The organism is Synechococcus sp. A15-60 (assembly GCF_014280095.1).
Classification (GTDB): domain Bacteria; phylum Cyanobacteriota; class Cyanobacteriia; order PCC-6307; family Cyanobiaceae; genus Synechococcus_C.
The window spans coordinates 344,160-357,273 of sequence record NZ_CP047933.1 but is presented as its reverse complement, the minus strand read 5'-3'; the positions used below and the strand labels follow the sequence as shown (position 1 = coordinate 357,273).

Below are 13,114 nucleotides of genomic sequence, written 5' to 3'. Positions count from 1 at the left end.
CCTGAAGACATTCAGACCTTGGCGAGGGTCACCCGCTCAGGCTGATGTTGATATTTGCCTTGACGATCGCTGTACGTGGTGTCGCAGGGATCACCCTCAAAAAACAACAGCTGGCAGATCCCTTCATTGGCATAGATCCGGCAGTCAGCTCCGGAACTGTTGCTGAATTCCAGCGTGAGATGACCTTCCCAGCTGGCTTCCGCCGGCGTGGTGTTCACAATGATGCCCAAGCGCGCATAGGTGCTTTTGCCAAGGCAAATCACGGTGATGTTCGGCGGCACTTTCATTTTTTCCAGCGCCACACCAAGCCCGTAGGAATGGGCAGGAAGAATGAAATACTCACCGTCCTCATCCCGGTGCAGTTCCGTGGGTTCGAGGTTGGCGGGGTTGAATCGCTTGGGATTCATCACCGTGCCGGGCACGTGTTTGAAAATCAGAAACTCCTGAGGCGACAGCCGCAGGTCGTAGCCATAGGACGAACATCCGAAACTCAGAACAGGATGCTGTCGGTGATCGGGATCGAGGTGACGAACCAAGCCACCCTGAAAAGGTTCCAGCATGCCGGAGGCAGCCTGTTCCGTGATCCAGCGGTCGTTCTTAAGCATCAGAAACCCCGGCGCAGTTCGGTGACCTGATCCGCGAGCCCCATCAGAGACTCAGGAATGGAAGTCCCTGTGATGATCACATCCATGGATCCTGGACGGGCTTCCAAACTCGCACGCACATCCTCTTCATCGAGGTATCCAAGCGCAATCGCCAAACCCAGCTCATCAAGCACCAGCTGATCAAGATCGCCGCAGGCGAGATGAGCACGGCACACCAACCAGATCGCTTCGACCGCCTCAATGGTGGAGGGCAGGGATGCGCTGGCGGGCTGCGACAAACATTCCATCACCGCTGGTCGCATCCAGGTCATGCGGTCACACAAAGTGAGCGCAGCCTCAGGGCCCTGGGCAACACCGCCCTTGAGAAACTGCGCCACGCCAACGCGGCTTCCCAGACCAGCACTGCGCAACGCCTGACTCAGCACAGTGCCAAAACTGCCGCGGTAGGGCGCGGTGTGGACCTGAAGCTGGCCTTCGGGAGCCACCAGATGCAGTGGCGGACGGGGGTCGAGTGCTGGTAAAGGCTGGAGACGCGAGCGCTCCACGACTCCATGATCGGCACCGCGTGTGTCGCGGGATCGATGGCTGGAGCTCAGGCTTGCGGTCATCGCGTTCGTCTTGGCTGGCCCACAACAGCCAGCGGACTTCGAATCTAGCGGTGAAAACGCGATCCACAAGATCTTCGACACCATCCCTGGTGTCTCATGCCGAATGTCAGGCTCATCAACATCCGCAAATAACTGATGGGCGAAACCGCTCGCAACGATGGCCGCTCGCCCGCCGACCTGAGGGCGTTCTCCGTGGAATGGGACCCCATGGGCTTTGCCCTGAGCTCCGTGATCGTGCGCACCGGCCGAACCGCAGTGCTCTGCAGCGTTTGCCACGAAGAGGGGGTCCCCCGCTGGCGTCGGGATCAAGGTCTGGGGTGGCTGAGTGCTGAATATCGATTGCTGCCGGGATCCACTCCAGAACGTCAGCGGCGCGAATTGATGAAACTCTCCGGCCGCACGCAGGAGATTCAGCGCTTGATCGGTCGCAGCCTGCGGGCGTGCCTCAACATGGACGTGCTTGGGGAAAACACCCTGCTCGTGGACTGCGACGTGATTCAGGCTGATGCGGGCACCCGAACCGCGGCGATCACCGGCTCCTGGCTGGCCTTGCAGAAAGGCTGCGAACGCTTAGTCGAGCAAGGCCTCCTCAGCGATAGTCCCGTGCAAGCACAGGTGGCCGCCGTGTCTGTGGGTCTGATCGATGGCGCCCCTCAACTGGATCTCGACTACAGCGAAGACAGCCGTGCCGATGTGGATCTGAATGTCGTGATGAACGACGCCGGAGATCTTCTGGAGCTGCAGGGCACAGCTGAAGGTGCAGCCTTCAGCCGCAAACAGCTGAACAGCCTGCTGGACTTAGCCGAACCTGGCCTCAAGCAGCTGATGGCATGCCAAGGGCAAGCACTCCAGAACTGACCAGCAGCCTGAAACGTGTTGATTGCTACAGGGTGACCCCGCATCGCTCCGTAACTTCCCTCCATCAGATGGCTGGAGATGGCAGAAGCGATACGCGGATTCAGCCGGACCGTCCCACACGTTGGTCGGTTGCCTGAAACCAGCCTGACTAACGCTCCCACGCCCTCCAGCCGCACGCTGCTGGAGGTGATTCGTGATCTGGAGGGCGCCAGTACCGAACTGGTGGAGCGCAACAAAACGATCTTTTTCCCTGGCGACCCGGCGGAACGCGTTTACTTAATTCGCCGCGGCGCCGTGCGTCTTTCCAGGGTCTATGAGTCCGGCGAAGAAATCACCGTGGCGCTGCTGCGAGAAAACAGTCTCTTCGGGGTGCTCTCACTGCTCACTGGTCATCGTTCCGATCGCTTCTATCACTCCGTTGCTTTTACGCGGGTGGAGATGGTGACAGCTCCGGCGAGCTCTGTGAGGCAAGCAATCGAAGCCGACACCAGCGTCGGTCTTCTCCTCTTGCAGGGTCTGTCCAGCCGCATCCTCCAGACCGAAACCATGATCGAAACGCTCACACACCGCGACATGTCGTCGCGGCTGGTGAGTTTTCTGTTGGTGCTTTGCCGCGATTTCGGCATTCCCAGCACGCAGGGCATCACGATCGACCTGCGTTTGTCCCACCAAGCCATTGCCGAAGCCATCGGCTCCACGCGGGTCACAATCACCCGTTTGCTCGGAGACCTGCGCAACTCCGGCTTAGTGGAGATCGACCGCAAAAAGATCACCGTTCTTGACCCCATCGCCCTGGCCAAGCGCTTCAGCTGAGCGCTCGACGGGTGAAGATGGGCACCACTTCAGCGGCCTGCCGCAGGGTTGAAAGCACGTGACAGGCTGGCTGCTGCTGTTGAGCCTCCTCATCCTGGGAGGGGTGCTTTCAACGCTTGGAGATCGCCTGGGCTCAAAGGTGGGCAAAGCCCGATTGAGTCTGTTTGGCCTACGCCCCCGACAGACCGCCGTGGTGATCACTGTGCTCACGGGAAGCCTCATCAGTGTTCTATCGCTCGGGCTGATGCTGCTGGTGAGTCGCCAACTGCGGGTCGGTCTCTTCGAACTCGATGAACTCCAGGCGCGTCTACGCAGCAGCCGCACCGCCTTGAAGGCCAGTCGAGAGGCGCAGCAGGAGTCACGCGAGCAGCTCGAGCAGGCTCGCAGCGATGAAATCGCAGCTCGACAGACTCTGGCTGACGCGCAAGCCCGCGCCAGCGAATTACGAAGCACGCTGCAACCACTGCAGGAACAGACCCTTCGCCTAGAAGCGGAACGTCAGCGCCTCAGCCAAGACGTCAGCAATCGTGATGCCGAAATCCGACGCACGGATGCAGAGCTCCAGGCTGTTCGTCAACAAATTCGCGCTGGTGAAAACGAACTGCTGCAACTGGAGAAAAATCTCCTGGCCCTAAGACGGGGCAACGTGGCGATCAGCAGCGGCCAGCCCCTTGCCACGGTCACCCTCAAACTCGATCGACCGGATCAGGCACGCCAGGTCATCGACCAAATTCTCAGAGAAGCCAATCAACTGGCCTATCAACAGGTGTTGCCGGGGGAAGCCCCGGATCGTCAGATTCTCTTGGTGCCGCGACAGGACATCAACCGGCTCGAACAGGCCATTCGCAAGCCCGGCACCTGGGTGGTTCTCCTGCGCTCCGCCGCCAATGTGCTTCGCGGTGAACGCGTGGTCTATGCCTTCCCGGATGTCCGACCCAATGTCACTGTCACCATCGAAGGTGAAGTGCTGGCCACAACAGCGATCAACAGCAACGAACGCGATCCGCAAGCCATCCGCAACCGCCTCAATCTGCTGCTGGCATCGACGCTGGCAGAGGCTCAGCGCCGCGGCTCCCTCAGCCAGGGCCTTCAATTTGATGGCAACTCCCTCAACAGCCTCGCAAAGGAACTGATCGAACAGGGAGAGGGACGCGTTGAACTCGAGGCGGTAGCGGCACGCCGCAGCGAAACGGCCGATCCGGTGGCGATCGAGCTCAGAATCAAGCGAAGCTCCGGATCCAATTCCAATGCTGCGAGCCCATGAGCTGGATTGCCGCCCTTGATCCTGGTCGAAGCAAGTGCGGGCTGGTGCTCGCGTCCCTGGATCAACGCTGCGTGATCGAAGGGCATGTGCTGCCTGCCGATGCTGTGCTGAACACCCTGGAACGCTGGCAACGCTCCACACCGCCGGAACGATTGATCGTGGGCAACGGCACCTCAAGTGCTCACTGGACAGCGCAACTCTCCAATGTTCTGCCAGTGACTTTGGTGGATGAACGGGGCACGACGCTGACGGCACGAACCCGCTATTGGCAGCTGTGGCCACCGCGAGGTTGGCGCAGGCTGGTGCCTCTCGGACTGCAACTGCCCCCGGGTGAACTGGACGCGCTTGCAGCGCTGGTGATACTGGAAAAAACCCTCGGGTTTCCGCTGGATTGGCCGGAACCACCTTCCATCAAAACCGGGCCCTGACCGTAAAGCTGTAATCCCCACCGGCCTCCAACCGATAATCCGACTTCACCAAAAAGCGCTGAAGAGCGTCCTGAATCAGGGCTCTACCCAGTGAAGGTTCAACGCAAAGTTCACCGCGATCGAAGAACCACTGAAATTCCCAGATGAATCCACCCGCCTGGACTTCACCCTGAAGGCATTGATCGCGAAAGCTCTGATGAAGCACACGCAAGTGAGCTGTGGTAGCTGGCAACCGCGCCATCAGACCGCTTCATCTTCAGTCAACGGAGCCAGATTCAACCCGTTGAGGTGATTTCCAGCACGATCCAGACCTTGGCGCTGGATGCGTTCCAGTCCTCGAAGAACCTCGTTCAGCACATCCTTGAGAAGCGGCTCTTCGTCCCGATTGAACTGACCGAGTACGTGGGACACAGTGCGGGCACGACGCTCCTCCGGGGTGCGGCCAGGGGCTCCAATCCCGATGCGCAACCGGGCGAATTGCTGCGTTCCCAGATGCTGAATGGTGCTTTTCAAGCCGTTATGGCCTCCTGCTCCACCGCCAGCACGCAGCCGCAGCCGACCCAGCGGTAGATCCATGTCATCCACAAGGACGATCAGCTGATGGATGTCGAAACCGAACCAGTCGAGAGCCGCACGGATCGAGCGGCCGCTTTCATTCATGAAGGTCTGCGGCATTAACAAGCGGAGCCGGGCGTCACCGGTACCGACATCCGCCAGTTCGCCCTGTAGTTTGCCCATCACTTTGAAGCGGCCTCCCTCGCGAGAAGCCAACTGCTCCAGAGCCATGAACCCAACGTTGTGGCGTGTGGAGGCGTACTTCTCGCCGGGATTGCCTAACCCGACCACCAATCGGAGCTCTCCGCTTTGAGTCAAGGGTTCAGTCCTCGTGATCCTTGGACGAAGACTCAGTCTCTGACTGCGATCCAGGTAATTCTTCAGGCTCAGCCATGGCCTTGCTGATCTCCCGTTCGAACTCTTTGGAGGCCGTTTGAAAACCTTTCAATGTTTTCCCAAGCGTTTTACCGAGTTCCGGCAAACGCTTGGGTCCGAACACCAGCAGCGCAACAGCGCCGATGACCGCCATTTCAGGCAGGCCGATACCAAAGATGTTCATGAAAGGAACCTATGCAGCCGGATCAGCCGGCACCGTTCCAGTTCACATTGATGCCTTCCAGGATCAGCGACTGGTTGTACAGCTGGAGGATCACCAGAAGAAAGACCAAGAACAGCACCATGAAGATGCCCATGACTGGGGTGGTACCCCAGCCGGGGACAACCTTGCCGTACTCGGAGTTGAGGGGACGGAGCAGATCGCCCAGACGGGTGCGTTGAGCCATAGCGGCGCTGAGGTCTCGGGTGAAGTTCAGTCTGGATACTGTAGAGGTCCTGGCCCAGAAGAGGGTCAATCCTGTCGAGAGATGTGATGGAAAGCTCCTCCCCGGCCCTGTCCGTGGCGATTGCGGTTCTGGCTGCCCTGCTTGGACTCACCGGTTTTGGGGTCTACACAGCCTTCGGCCCGCCATCCAAGCGACTGGACGATCCCTTTGATGATCACGAAGACTGACGCACCAGCCTGAGCTCACGCAAGGCACCCGGAGGGATGCAGCCTGCATCGGCCCCTCCCTCAAGTTCCCAGCCGACGTCGCGGAGTGACCAGACCACGCGGGACGCCCCAGGGTTATGTAACTGCAGCAGCACTGTCCCAGCCCGCTCAGGATCGGAGCGCATGGAGACCGTCGTGAGCGATTGGGGCAATGCCGGGAAGCCCTGCCAACACTCCGCCAAGTTCATTGGCCCTTGCCAGCCCGGTTCACGAAAAGCGATGGCGGCCTGGGGCACACCCTCCCGCGTCCAACCCTGCGGCGTTGGCATCAGGGCCAATCGCTGCCGATGTCGCCCCTGATCGGCCGACGGATCCGGCCAAGTCGGACCACGCAGCAAGGACACTCCAAGATGATGAGGTCCGGTATCCGCACCCTGGGGCCCATCAAGCAGCAACCCCAGACCGCCACCTGGAGCTGGCGCCTCACTGGCCATCCAGGAAATCACCGGCACCTCCCATCGCGCCTGTTCACGAGGCGTTATGGCGACGGCAGGTCGTTCGATCACCCCTCCACTGGTATCAGCCGCCCAGCGCACGATTGGGGCCGCCAGCGGGCAGATCATCCGGAGTAGTTCATGGGTCTGACGCCAATCGATCGTGAGCTGCAGCTCAAGCCACGGCGTGTCAGCGCGCAGGATCAAATCCATCCGAAGCGTGCTGTTACCGAAGGAACCACGCAGAACCATCCGCGCCAATAGGGGCCCCTGTTCCTGCGCTTCCACCTGCCATCGCTGGGGTAGCGGCAGCGGATGCTGCTGATAGTCGCCCGCCAGATCCCAGGCATCCCAGAACTCGCCATGGTCCTGATAGCGCTTGATCTGCACAGGAGAAGAGAGCTGATCCACGCCCTGGGCATCCTGCAAACGAATCAGACCGCGCTCATCCACCTCAAGCGCAAGACAGCCATTGCCTAGACGCCAATGCTGCTCGGCAAGGGTCTTCACCCAGACGGGATGGCGTATCGCGTTCGGCGCAGGACAGCTGGCGATCGCAGCCATCCTGCGCTCGAGCGGCAGGGCAACGACGCCTGCGGCTTCTGGAAGCTGGACCCACATGCCGCCACCGGAAGCCTGCTGCACCGGCAGATCGCGTCCCTGACAACGCCAATCGCCGCTCGGCAGCCTCAGAAGCGGGGACCAACGCCGCAGCGGTTGCAGGCCACACCAGGCCCAACGTTCAACACCTGCGGGGGCTTGCGCCGCATCAGAAGCCCTGCCATCGAGCAAGCAGCGCAGACCCTCCGTCCGTGCAGCTGCCGTCTGACGGCGTGCACGACGCCACTGTGACTCCGCCTGATCGAAAACCTCAGGAATCGAGGTGCCAGGAAGGATGTCATGAAACTGCTGAAACAGAAGCGTGGACCAATCCCTGGCGGGAATCGCCTCAGCCCCAAGCGCCTCAAGGAGATCCGCTTCGCGTAGCAGCCTTTCCAAAGTGCGGTTGTGGCGTTTTTGATCCGGACGCGAGGTGGCACACCCGCGATGCAACTCCAGATAAAGCTCGTCTCGCCAGATCGGCATCGACGCGGTCCACGGCTCCAACACTTGCAGATAGCCACGCACCGTTCCGCCACTGCGCGACACCGACTGGGGGTGGTGGTTCCAGAGCTGCAACTGATCGAGCATCTCCTGCGTTGGCCCACCACCGTGATCACCAACACCAGGCAGCCACAACGCTTGATCCACGCCGGTGGCCCGCTTAAAGCAACGCTGTTCCTGCTGCATCGCCACTGGGTCGGCATTGGTCCCGATCGCAGGAAGCATCAGCGCTAACACCTCACCATCGCCCCGGCTGCGCCAGCGAAACAAACGATGGGGGAAGGAATTCTCCGCATTCCAGGCCAGCTTGTGAGTGCAAAACCAACGCACACCCGTGGCCTGAGCGACCGCTGGCAATCCAGCCCCGAAACCGAAGCTGTCGGGGAGCCAAGCCAAGTCATGGCGCCATTCCGGAAACTGTCGGCGACTGGCCTGCTGGCCCAGCAAAAACTGCCTCCAGAGCGACGCTGCGCTGACCAGCACACAGTCGGTTTCAACCCAAGGTCCATTGATGGGTTCCCAACGTCCCTGACGACTGGCTTCCTGAATCCGTGCGAACAGCTCAGGACGATGGAGCTCCATCCAGCTGTAGAGGGCTGGGGTGGAATGAGCGAAATGCAATTCAGGGGCTTGCCCCATCAGTTGCAAGGCGGAACGGAAGGTCCGTTCCGCCGCCTGCCAGGTATCGGCCACAGGCCACAACCAAGCCAGATCGAGATGGGCGTGTCCGACCCAATGCAAACCACCAACGGGTTTGGGCTGGAGAGCGAGGTGCTGTCGCACCAGCTCCACGGCTTCCTCGGATTCTGGATGGCACGCCAACCAGCTCTCAGGCATGGCATCAACATCCGTGCCAGCCAAGCGGAAAGCCTCAGGAAGCAGGCATCCCTGGGGATCCCGATCGGGATGCCTCGGCTCACGCGTTAGCGCACTGGTGATCAGCGCACCATCGTCGTGGCAAGGACTGCGCAGCTCCAGCAACACATGCACTCCCGGCCCCTCACCCCAGTGGTCCGGCAACGCCCACCGACAGCGGGTATCGAAGAGATCTCCTTCATGAACCAGATCGCCGTCTACCCAAAGACGCACCTGATCGGCCCACCAGCTCAATTCGAGACGTTCACAGCTATCAGGACAAGCACTCCAGTGCTCAGGCCAGGTGATCCTCTGCTCGATCTGCAGCCAGACACCTCCGCGGGGCCAGATCAACAGACCCCTCTCAGCCCAGTCAGGACGGTTGCTTTGCCCCCATGGCTCCCGCACAACCGCCCGTTGCTGCCGATCGCCATGGCGATGCCAAAACGACAGCAGATCCACCCGGCTGCGACGTCGAAACGTTTCAATCCACGCCAATCGTCGGGCTTGCGGAGGGGCCTGCATCGTGATTTCCCAACCTTGACCCATAAGATGATGGCGCTGTAAAGACGCCGGTCGGTCTCCATGCTCGCCCTCAAGATCTCCGTTTACTCGGTCGTCTTCTTCTTTCTCGGGATCTTCGTGTTCGGATTCCTGGCGAGTGATCCCAGCCGAACACCCAGTCGGAAAGATTTGGAAGATTGATTCACGATCGGATCTGATCCAAGACGGATCTGTTCAACTCAGTGTTGAAGGGTCACGACGCGCACTGGTCATCTCCAGCCCATTGCTGCTGGTGACCATGTGAGGATCACCGGCCACTGCGCCGCAGGTTTGTCAGCGTCCCGGACTTCGATCACGCTCACCGGCCTCCTGGCGGTTGCTGCAGTTCTGGGGTCCCCCTGCCGTTCGAGTGAGGTCACTCGACTTGGAAACGCAGCAGACAGTGCTTCCTTAGCGAGATCAGTTCCACAAGCTGAACTCGCTCCAGATGCCATTCCTCAGCCGCCCCTCGAATTACGGCTGAAGTCCGATCGTCAGAGTTACGACGTGAGGCGACAGCTGTTCATCGCTGAAGGCAATGTGCGTCTTCTGCTGAATGGCGGCCTTTTACAGGCTGATCGGCTGGAGTTCGACAGTGACTTCAACAGCCTTTTTGCCCGAGGCAGCGTTCGCTATCGCAAAGGCGTTCAATATTTCCAAGCGAGCACATTGCGGTTCAGCCTGGTGCACCGCAGCGGCGCCATGGAGGACGTCTATGGCATTCTCGACCTCGACTCAGCGGCAGCTGATTTCAACCCATTCCCCAACAATCCGGGGCCAGGCGACACCAACCGGGGCGATTCCGTGAGCCCGGGAGGGGGTCGATCTCAGAACCCCAGCCGGGATCCCAACACACTGCTGCCGGTCATCGAAAGCACGGGGCTTGGTTTCCCCACATCGATCGACATCGAGCTGGAATCCAGCACGGCCAATCGCATCAGTCCCCAGGGAGACGGTGCCAACTTCTGGGAAGCCGAGCTACCCATGCCGGCAACGGAGTGGGCGGTACCCGACAAGCCTGAAGTCACTCCAGCGCCTAACGACTCCATGGTCTGCCCGGCTGTGCTGCCATCGATTCCCGATTGGCATCCGCATCCCTGGGCCATCACCGCCTGGGGCGGGCAGATGATCGACTCGAATTTCGGCGACACGTTTCTGTTCAACGGCAGGATGCGACCGGAGTATTTGCTTGGCGTCAGCCTGCAGAAACGCATCTGGCGGGCAGGGCCGCTGCAGCTGGAACTCGAAGCGGATTTCTTTGGGCACCAGGCCTACCCGCAACAGGGTGGACCGTTCAACCAGGACGTCCCCAACGCTGACACCCCAGGACAGATCTTTGGAGAAGGAATCCTGGGCATCGGCGCCCGCCTGTGGCTGCAGCCTTGGCTGAGCTTTGGATTCGTCGAAGGCATCAGCTACAACACCTCCGTCAGCAACTACGAAAAAACCTACCGAGAGAATTTCTCACAACTGCTCAACTATCTCGGCTTCGAACTCGAAGCCACCGTTTCACAGCAGCTTTCAGTGGTGGGACGCATCCACCATCGCTCCGGAGCTTTCGGCACCTACAACGGCGTGAAGGAAGGCAGCAACGCCTACCTCGTGGGTGTGCGATACCGCTGGGGTCAGGACCAACCAGCTTCGGTCGGCACGGAGGTGCCGCCTCCGCTGGGCTGTCCTGATCCCGATCGGGAGTCGAGGCTGGCACCACAGACGCTCAGCGAACAGCTCGAGGATGTGACCCTTGGCAACCCGGTGCGGGAATCACACAGGGCGACCACAGCCAATGCTTCGGAACCGCTCGCCCAAACCCGCGAATCGCGTTTGTCACCCCGTGAACAGGAACGCCTGCGCAGCGAAGCCATCGCAGCCCTTGATCAACGCATCACCAGCATTCAGTTGCAACAACGGTTCGTGATTGAACAAAGCCAAGGAGGTTCCGACGACCTCCGCAACAGCGAGGTGCTAGCGGCCAATCGCTACGGCGGTGTGAAGCCCACCCAACTGAAAAAGCGTGGAGACACAAAGTTGGTCACGGGTGAAATCAGTCGCTGGCGCATTCAGGCCGCCCGCGTGCAACTCACCCCTGAGGGTTGGACGAGCGATCGGATGGGGTTCACCAATGATCCCTTCACGCCAGCACAGACACGCATCGATGCCGAAGACGTGGTTGCCACGGAAGTGGAAAATGGCGACATCCTGATTAAGAGCGCACGCAACCGACTGATCGTCGAGGAACGATTGCCGATCCCCGTCTCGAGGACGCAACGCATCCAGCAAGAAGAAGAGGTGGAGAACCGCTGGGTGTTTGGCATCGATGACGAAGACCGCAGTGGCTTCTATATCGGACGACTACTCCGTCCAATCGAACTCTCCAGCGATGTCACCCTGGAGCTGGAACCGCAATTCATGCTGCAGCGAGCCATTGAAGGAGACAACTCCAGCTACGTGGCCCCAGGCACATCCATCGACAGCGGCAAAGTGACCCAGGCGAACAGCCTCGGTGACCTGTTTGGCCTGGAAGCTGAGCTGAGTGCTGAGGTCATGGGCTGGTCGGCATCGGCAGAAGCCGACATCAGCACGCTCAATCCCAGCAATTTCTTGAATGGCAGTCGGTTCTGGGGCGATGTGACTCGGTTTGTGGAGCTTCCCCTTCTGGGAGCAGTGGAAGCCCGTCTCTTCAGTGCCTACCGCTATCGCACCTGGAACGGCTCGCTGGGTGAAACCGACGTTTACAGCGCTCTTGGTGTGTTCGGAGAGCAGAAAGGCAATTGGAACTGGGGCAAGCTCAGCAACGACTACATCTGGCGTATCGGGGTCGGCAACTATCAGGCCGAAAGCTTCACTGCCACCAACCAAAGTGACAATCCGCTCATCGACACCATGCGGGCCAATTTCTATGGATCGATGAACAGCAGCTACCCGCTCTGGCGGGGACGGCCTGCCGCACTCACACCGGAAGCAGCCTATCGCTACTCACCGGTGGCGATCGTTCCTGGCCTCACCTTCCGCACCAATATCAACACCACCATGGCGGCTTTCGGTGACGGAAGAAGCCAGGGCACCATCAGCCTGACCGGTGGACCGACCCTGACTCTGGGCACCTTCAGCAAGCCATTCTTCGACTACACCCAGCTCTCCGTTTCAGGGGGCGGCACCCTCAAGCAGGGCGAAAGCCCCTTCAAGTTCGATCAGCCGGTGGATCTCGCCACCCTCGGCATCGGCATTACACAACAAATTGCCGGTCCATTGCTGCTGAATGCAGGCGTGGGAGTCAACATCGACCCTGGCTCGGAGTTCTACGGCAACGTGATCAACTCCAACATTGAACTGCGCTGGCAACGGCGCAGCTACGACCTCGGGTTCTACTTCAATCCCTACGAAGGCATCGGCGGCTTCCGCTTTCGCCTGAATGATTTCAACTTCACAGGAACTGGGCAACCCTTCATTCCTTACACACCCAGAAATCTGCCTAATGAACTCGAGGAACGACCGTTCTGATGCCTGAGAGCATCAATCCGTGCCACCTCCATAAATCAGATGACTGCCGGTGAGGTCAGCTCCTGCAAAACGCATCCCCTCCGTGCGCACATCAGGTGCATAGGCATTGATCACCACGGCCCCTCTTAGATCAGCCTGTCGAAGATCTGTTCCGGACAGATCGGCATTGCTCAGGCTTGCGCCCTGTAGATCAGCCCCCTTTAGGCGGGCTCCGCTGAGATCAGCGCCTTCAAGATTGGCTTCTCGCAGATCGGCTCCGCGGAGATCGGCGTCGCGCAGATCAGCACCAATGAGATGCGCGCCTCCCAGAGGAGCACCACGAAGATCACAGCCCGCACAAGCACCGGACTGAATCAAGCGCTCCTGAGGCGATCCATAGGGCTCAACCAGCAGGGGCTCGACCGTTCCGGCACGCAGTTGAACAGGAGAAAGACCGTTCACCAGCACAGCAGCGGCCAAAGAAACAAAGCTGAACTGAGTCATGGCTAAGGAGCCTCT

At 60.0% G+C, this 13,114-nt stretch carries 15 protein-coding genes; 7 read left to right on the top strand and 8 right to left on the bottom strand.

From position 1 onward, the window contains the following. Positions 1-11: 11 nt before the first annotated feature. Together dcd and SynA1560_RS01670 are read right to left on the bottom strand one after the other, a co-directional pair. Positions 12-605, bottom strand: coding sequence for a dCTP deaminase (dcd, locus tag SynA1560_RS01675; RefSeq protein WP_186469994.1), 594 nt, complete (start codon positions 603-605; stop codon positions 12-14). Continuing rightward, a complete protein-coding gene (locus SynA1560_RS01670; protein WP_186501032.1) occupies positions 605-1,213 on the bottom strand; it encodes a cob(I)yrinic acid a,c-diamide adenosyltransferase in 609 nt (202 codons plus the stop codon). The genes dcd and SynA1560_RS01670 overlap by 1 nt, the downstream gene beginning before the upstream one ends. A 135-nt stretch (positions 1,214-1,348) precedes the next feature. On the opposite strand from SynA1560_RS01670, the gene rph reads away from it, so the two are divergent. From rph to SynA1560_RS01650, 4 genes are all read left to right on the top strand, one after another. After that, positions 1,349-2,071 (top strand): ribonuclease PH, encoded by a 723-nt coding sequence (gene rph / locus SynA1560_RS01665; RefSeq protein ID WP_186469992.1) that lies wholly within the window; start codon positions 1,349-1,351, stop codon positions 2,069-2,071. Positions 2,072-2,149: 78 nt separating this feature from the next. Beyond that, positions 2,150-2,884: a global nitrogen regulator NtcA gene (gene ntcA, locus SynA1560_RS01660; protein WP_255477019.1), complete on the top strand. Its 735-nt coding sequence runs from the start codon at positions 2,150-2,152 to the stop codon at positions 2,882-2,884. Positions 2,885-2,942: 58 nt separating this feature from the next. Continuing rightward, positions 2,943-4,148, top strand: a complete 1,206-nt coding sequence (locus SynA1560_RS01655; protein WP_186501031.1) for a DUF3084 domain-containing protein — start codon at positions 2,943-2,945, stop codon at positions 4,146-4,148. After that, positions 4,145-4,576 carry a RuvX/YqgF family protein gene (locus SynA1560_RS01650; protein WP_186501030.1) on the top strand — a complete coding sequence of 144 codons (432 nt, stop codon included), beginning with the start codon at positions 4,145-4,147 and terminating at the stop codon, positions 4,574-4,576. The genes SynA1560_RS01655 and SynA1560_RS01650 overlap by 4 nt, the downstream gene beginning before the upstream one ends. Here the strand turns inward: SynA1560_RS01650 and SynA1560_RS01645 are convergent. The 4 genes from SynA1560_RS01645 to psbH are packed head-to-tail and all read right to left on the bottom strand — an operon-like array spanning position 4,560 to position 5,913. Beyond that, the gene (locus SynA1560_RS01645) at positions 4,560-4,817 is read right to left on the bottom strand and encodes a DUF3146 family protein (RefSeq protein ID WP_186501029.1); all 258 of its coding nucleotides are present in this window, start codon (positions 4,815-4,817) and stop codon (positions 4,560-4,562) included. The two genes, SynA1560_RS01650 and SynA1560_RS01645, sit on opposite strands and share 17 nt — an antisense overlap. Next, positions 4,817-5,449, bottom strand: a complete 633-nt coding sequence (gene pth / locus SynA1560_RS01640; protein ID WP_186469988.1) for an aminoacyl-tRNA hydrolase — start codon at positions 5,447-5,449, stop codon at positions 4,817-4,819. Before pth ends, SynA1560_RS01645 begins: the two co-directional genes overlap by 1 nt. A gap of 4 nt (positions 5,450-5,453) precedes the next feature. Further along, positions 5,454-5,690, bottom strand: a complete 237-nt coding sequence (locus tag SynA1560_RS01635; RefSeq protein WP_186501028.1) for a TatA/E family twin arginine-targeting protein translocase — start codon at positions 5,688-5,690, stop codon at positions 5,454-5,456. Between the two features lie 22 nt (positions 5,691-5,712). Further along, the gene (gene psbH, locus SynA1560_RS01630; RefSeq protein ID WP_006042330.1) at positions 5,713-5,913 is read right to left on the bottom strand and encodes a photosystem II reaction center phosphoprotein PsbH; all 201 of its coding nucleotides are present in this window, start codon (positions 5,911-5,913) and stop codon (positions 5,713-5,715) included. Between the two features lie 86 nt (positions 5,914-5,999). On the opposite strand from psbH, the gene psbN reads away from it, so the two are divergent. Then, complete coding sequence (gene psbN, locus SynA1560_RS01625; protein ID WP_011932239.1) at positions 6,000-6,140, top strand: photosystem II reaction center protein PsbN; 141 nt, start codon at positions 6,000-6,002, stop codon at positions 6,138-6,140. Here the strand turns inward: psbN and SynA1560_RS01620 are convergent. Then, complete coding sequence (locus tag SynA1560_RS01620) at positions 6,128-9,097, bottom strand: glycoside hydrolase family 38 C-terminal domain-containing protein (protein WP_255477018.1); 2,970 nt, start codon at positions 9,095-9,097, stop codon at positions 6,128-6,130. The genes psbN and SynA1560_RS01620 overlap by 13 nt on opposite strands. Positions 9,098-9,157: 60 nt before the next feature. On the opposite strand from SynA1560_RS01620, the gene SynA1560_RS01615 reads away from it, so the two are divergent. Beyond that, a complete protein-coding gene (locus tag SynA1560_RS01615) occupies positions 9,158-9,277 on the top strand; it encodes a photosystem II reaction center protein I (protein WP_006042333.1) in 120 nt (39 codons plus the stop codon). Positions 9,278-9,406: 129 nt separating this feature from the next. After that, positions 9,407-12,616 (top strand): DUF3769 domain-containing protein, encoded by a 3,210-nt coding sequence (locus tag SynA1560_RS01610; protein WP_186501026.1) that lies wholly within the window; start codon positions 9,407-9,409, stop codon positions 12,614-12,616. A gap of 12 nt (positions 12,617-12,628) precedes the next feature. Here the strand turns inward: SynA1560_RS01610 and SynA1560_RS01605 are convergent, their stop codons facing one another. Next, complete coding sequence (locus SynA1560_RS01605; RefSeq protein WP_186469984.1) at positions 12,629-13,099, bottom strand: pentapeptide repeat-containing protein; 471 nt, start codon at positions 13,097-13,099, stop codon at positions 12,629-12,631. Between the last annotated feature and the right edge of the window lie 15 nt (positions 13,100-13,114).

Bases quoted from the DNA above. Each gene is read 5' to 3' on its own strand.
- dcd (WP_186469994.1), bottom strand. From the start codon at position 605: ATGCTTAAGAACGACCGCTGGATCACGGAACAGGCTGCCTCCGGCATG.
- SynA1560_RS01670 (WP_186501032.1), bottom strand. From the start codon at position 1,213: ATGACCGCAAGCCTGAGCTCCAGCCATCGATCCCGCGACACACGCGGT.
- rph (WP_186469992.1), top strand. From the start codon at position 1,349: ATGGGCGAAACCGCTCGCAACGATGGCCGCTCGCCCGCCGACCTGAGG.
- ntcA (WP_255477019.1), top strand. From the start codon at position 2,150: ATGGCAGAAGCGATACGCGGATTCAGCCGGACCGTCCCACACGTTGGT.
- SynA1560_RS01650 (WP_186501030.1), top strand. From the start codon at position 4,145: ATGAGCTGGATTGCCGCCCTTGATCCTGGTCGAAGCAAGTGCGGGCTG.
- SynA1560_RS01645 (WP_186501029.1), bottom strand. From the start codon at position 4,817: ATGGCGCGGTTGCCAGCTACCACAGCTCACTTGCGTGTGCTTCATCAG.
- SynA1560_RS01635 (WP_186501028.1), bottom strand. From the start codon at position 5,690: ATGAACATCTTTGGTATCGGCCTGCCTGAAATGGCGGTCATCGGCGCT.
- psbH (WP_006042330.1), bottom strand. From the start codon at position 5,913: ATGGCTCAACGCACCCGTCTGGGCGATCTGCTCCGTCCCCTCAACTCC.
- psbN (WP_011932239.1), top strand. From the start codon at position 6,000: ATGGAAAGCTCCTCCCCGGCCCTGTCCGTGGCGATTGCGGTTCTGGCT.
- SynA1560_RS01620 (WP_255477018.1), bottom strand. From the start codon at position 9,097: ATGCAGGCCCCTCCGCAAGCCCGACGATTGGCGTGGATTGAAACGTTT.
- SynA1560_RS01615 (WP_006042333.1), top strand. From the start codon at position 9,158: ATGCTCGCCCTCAAGATCTCCGTTTACTCGGTCGTCTTCTTCTTTCTC.
- SynA1560_RS01605 (WP_186469984.1), bottom strand. From the start codon at position 13,099: ATGACTCAGTTCAGCTTTGTTTCTTTGGCCGCTGCTGTGCTGGTGAAC.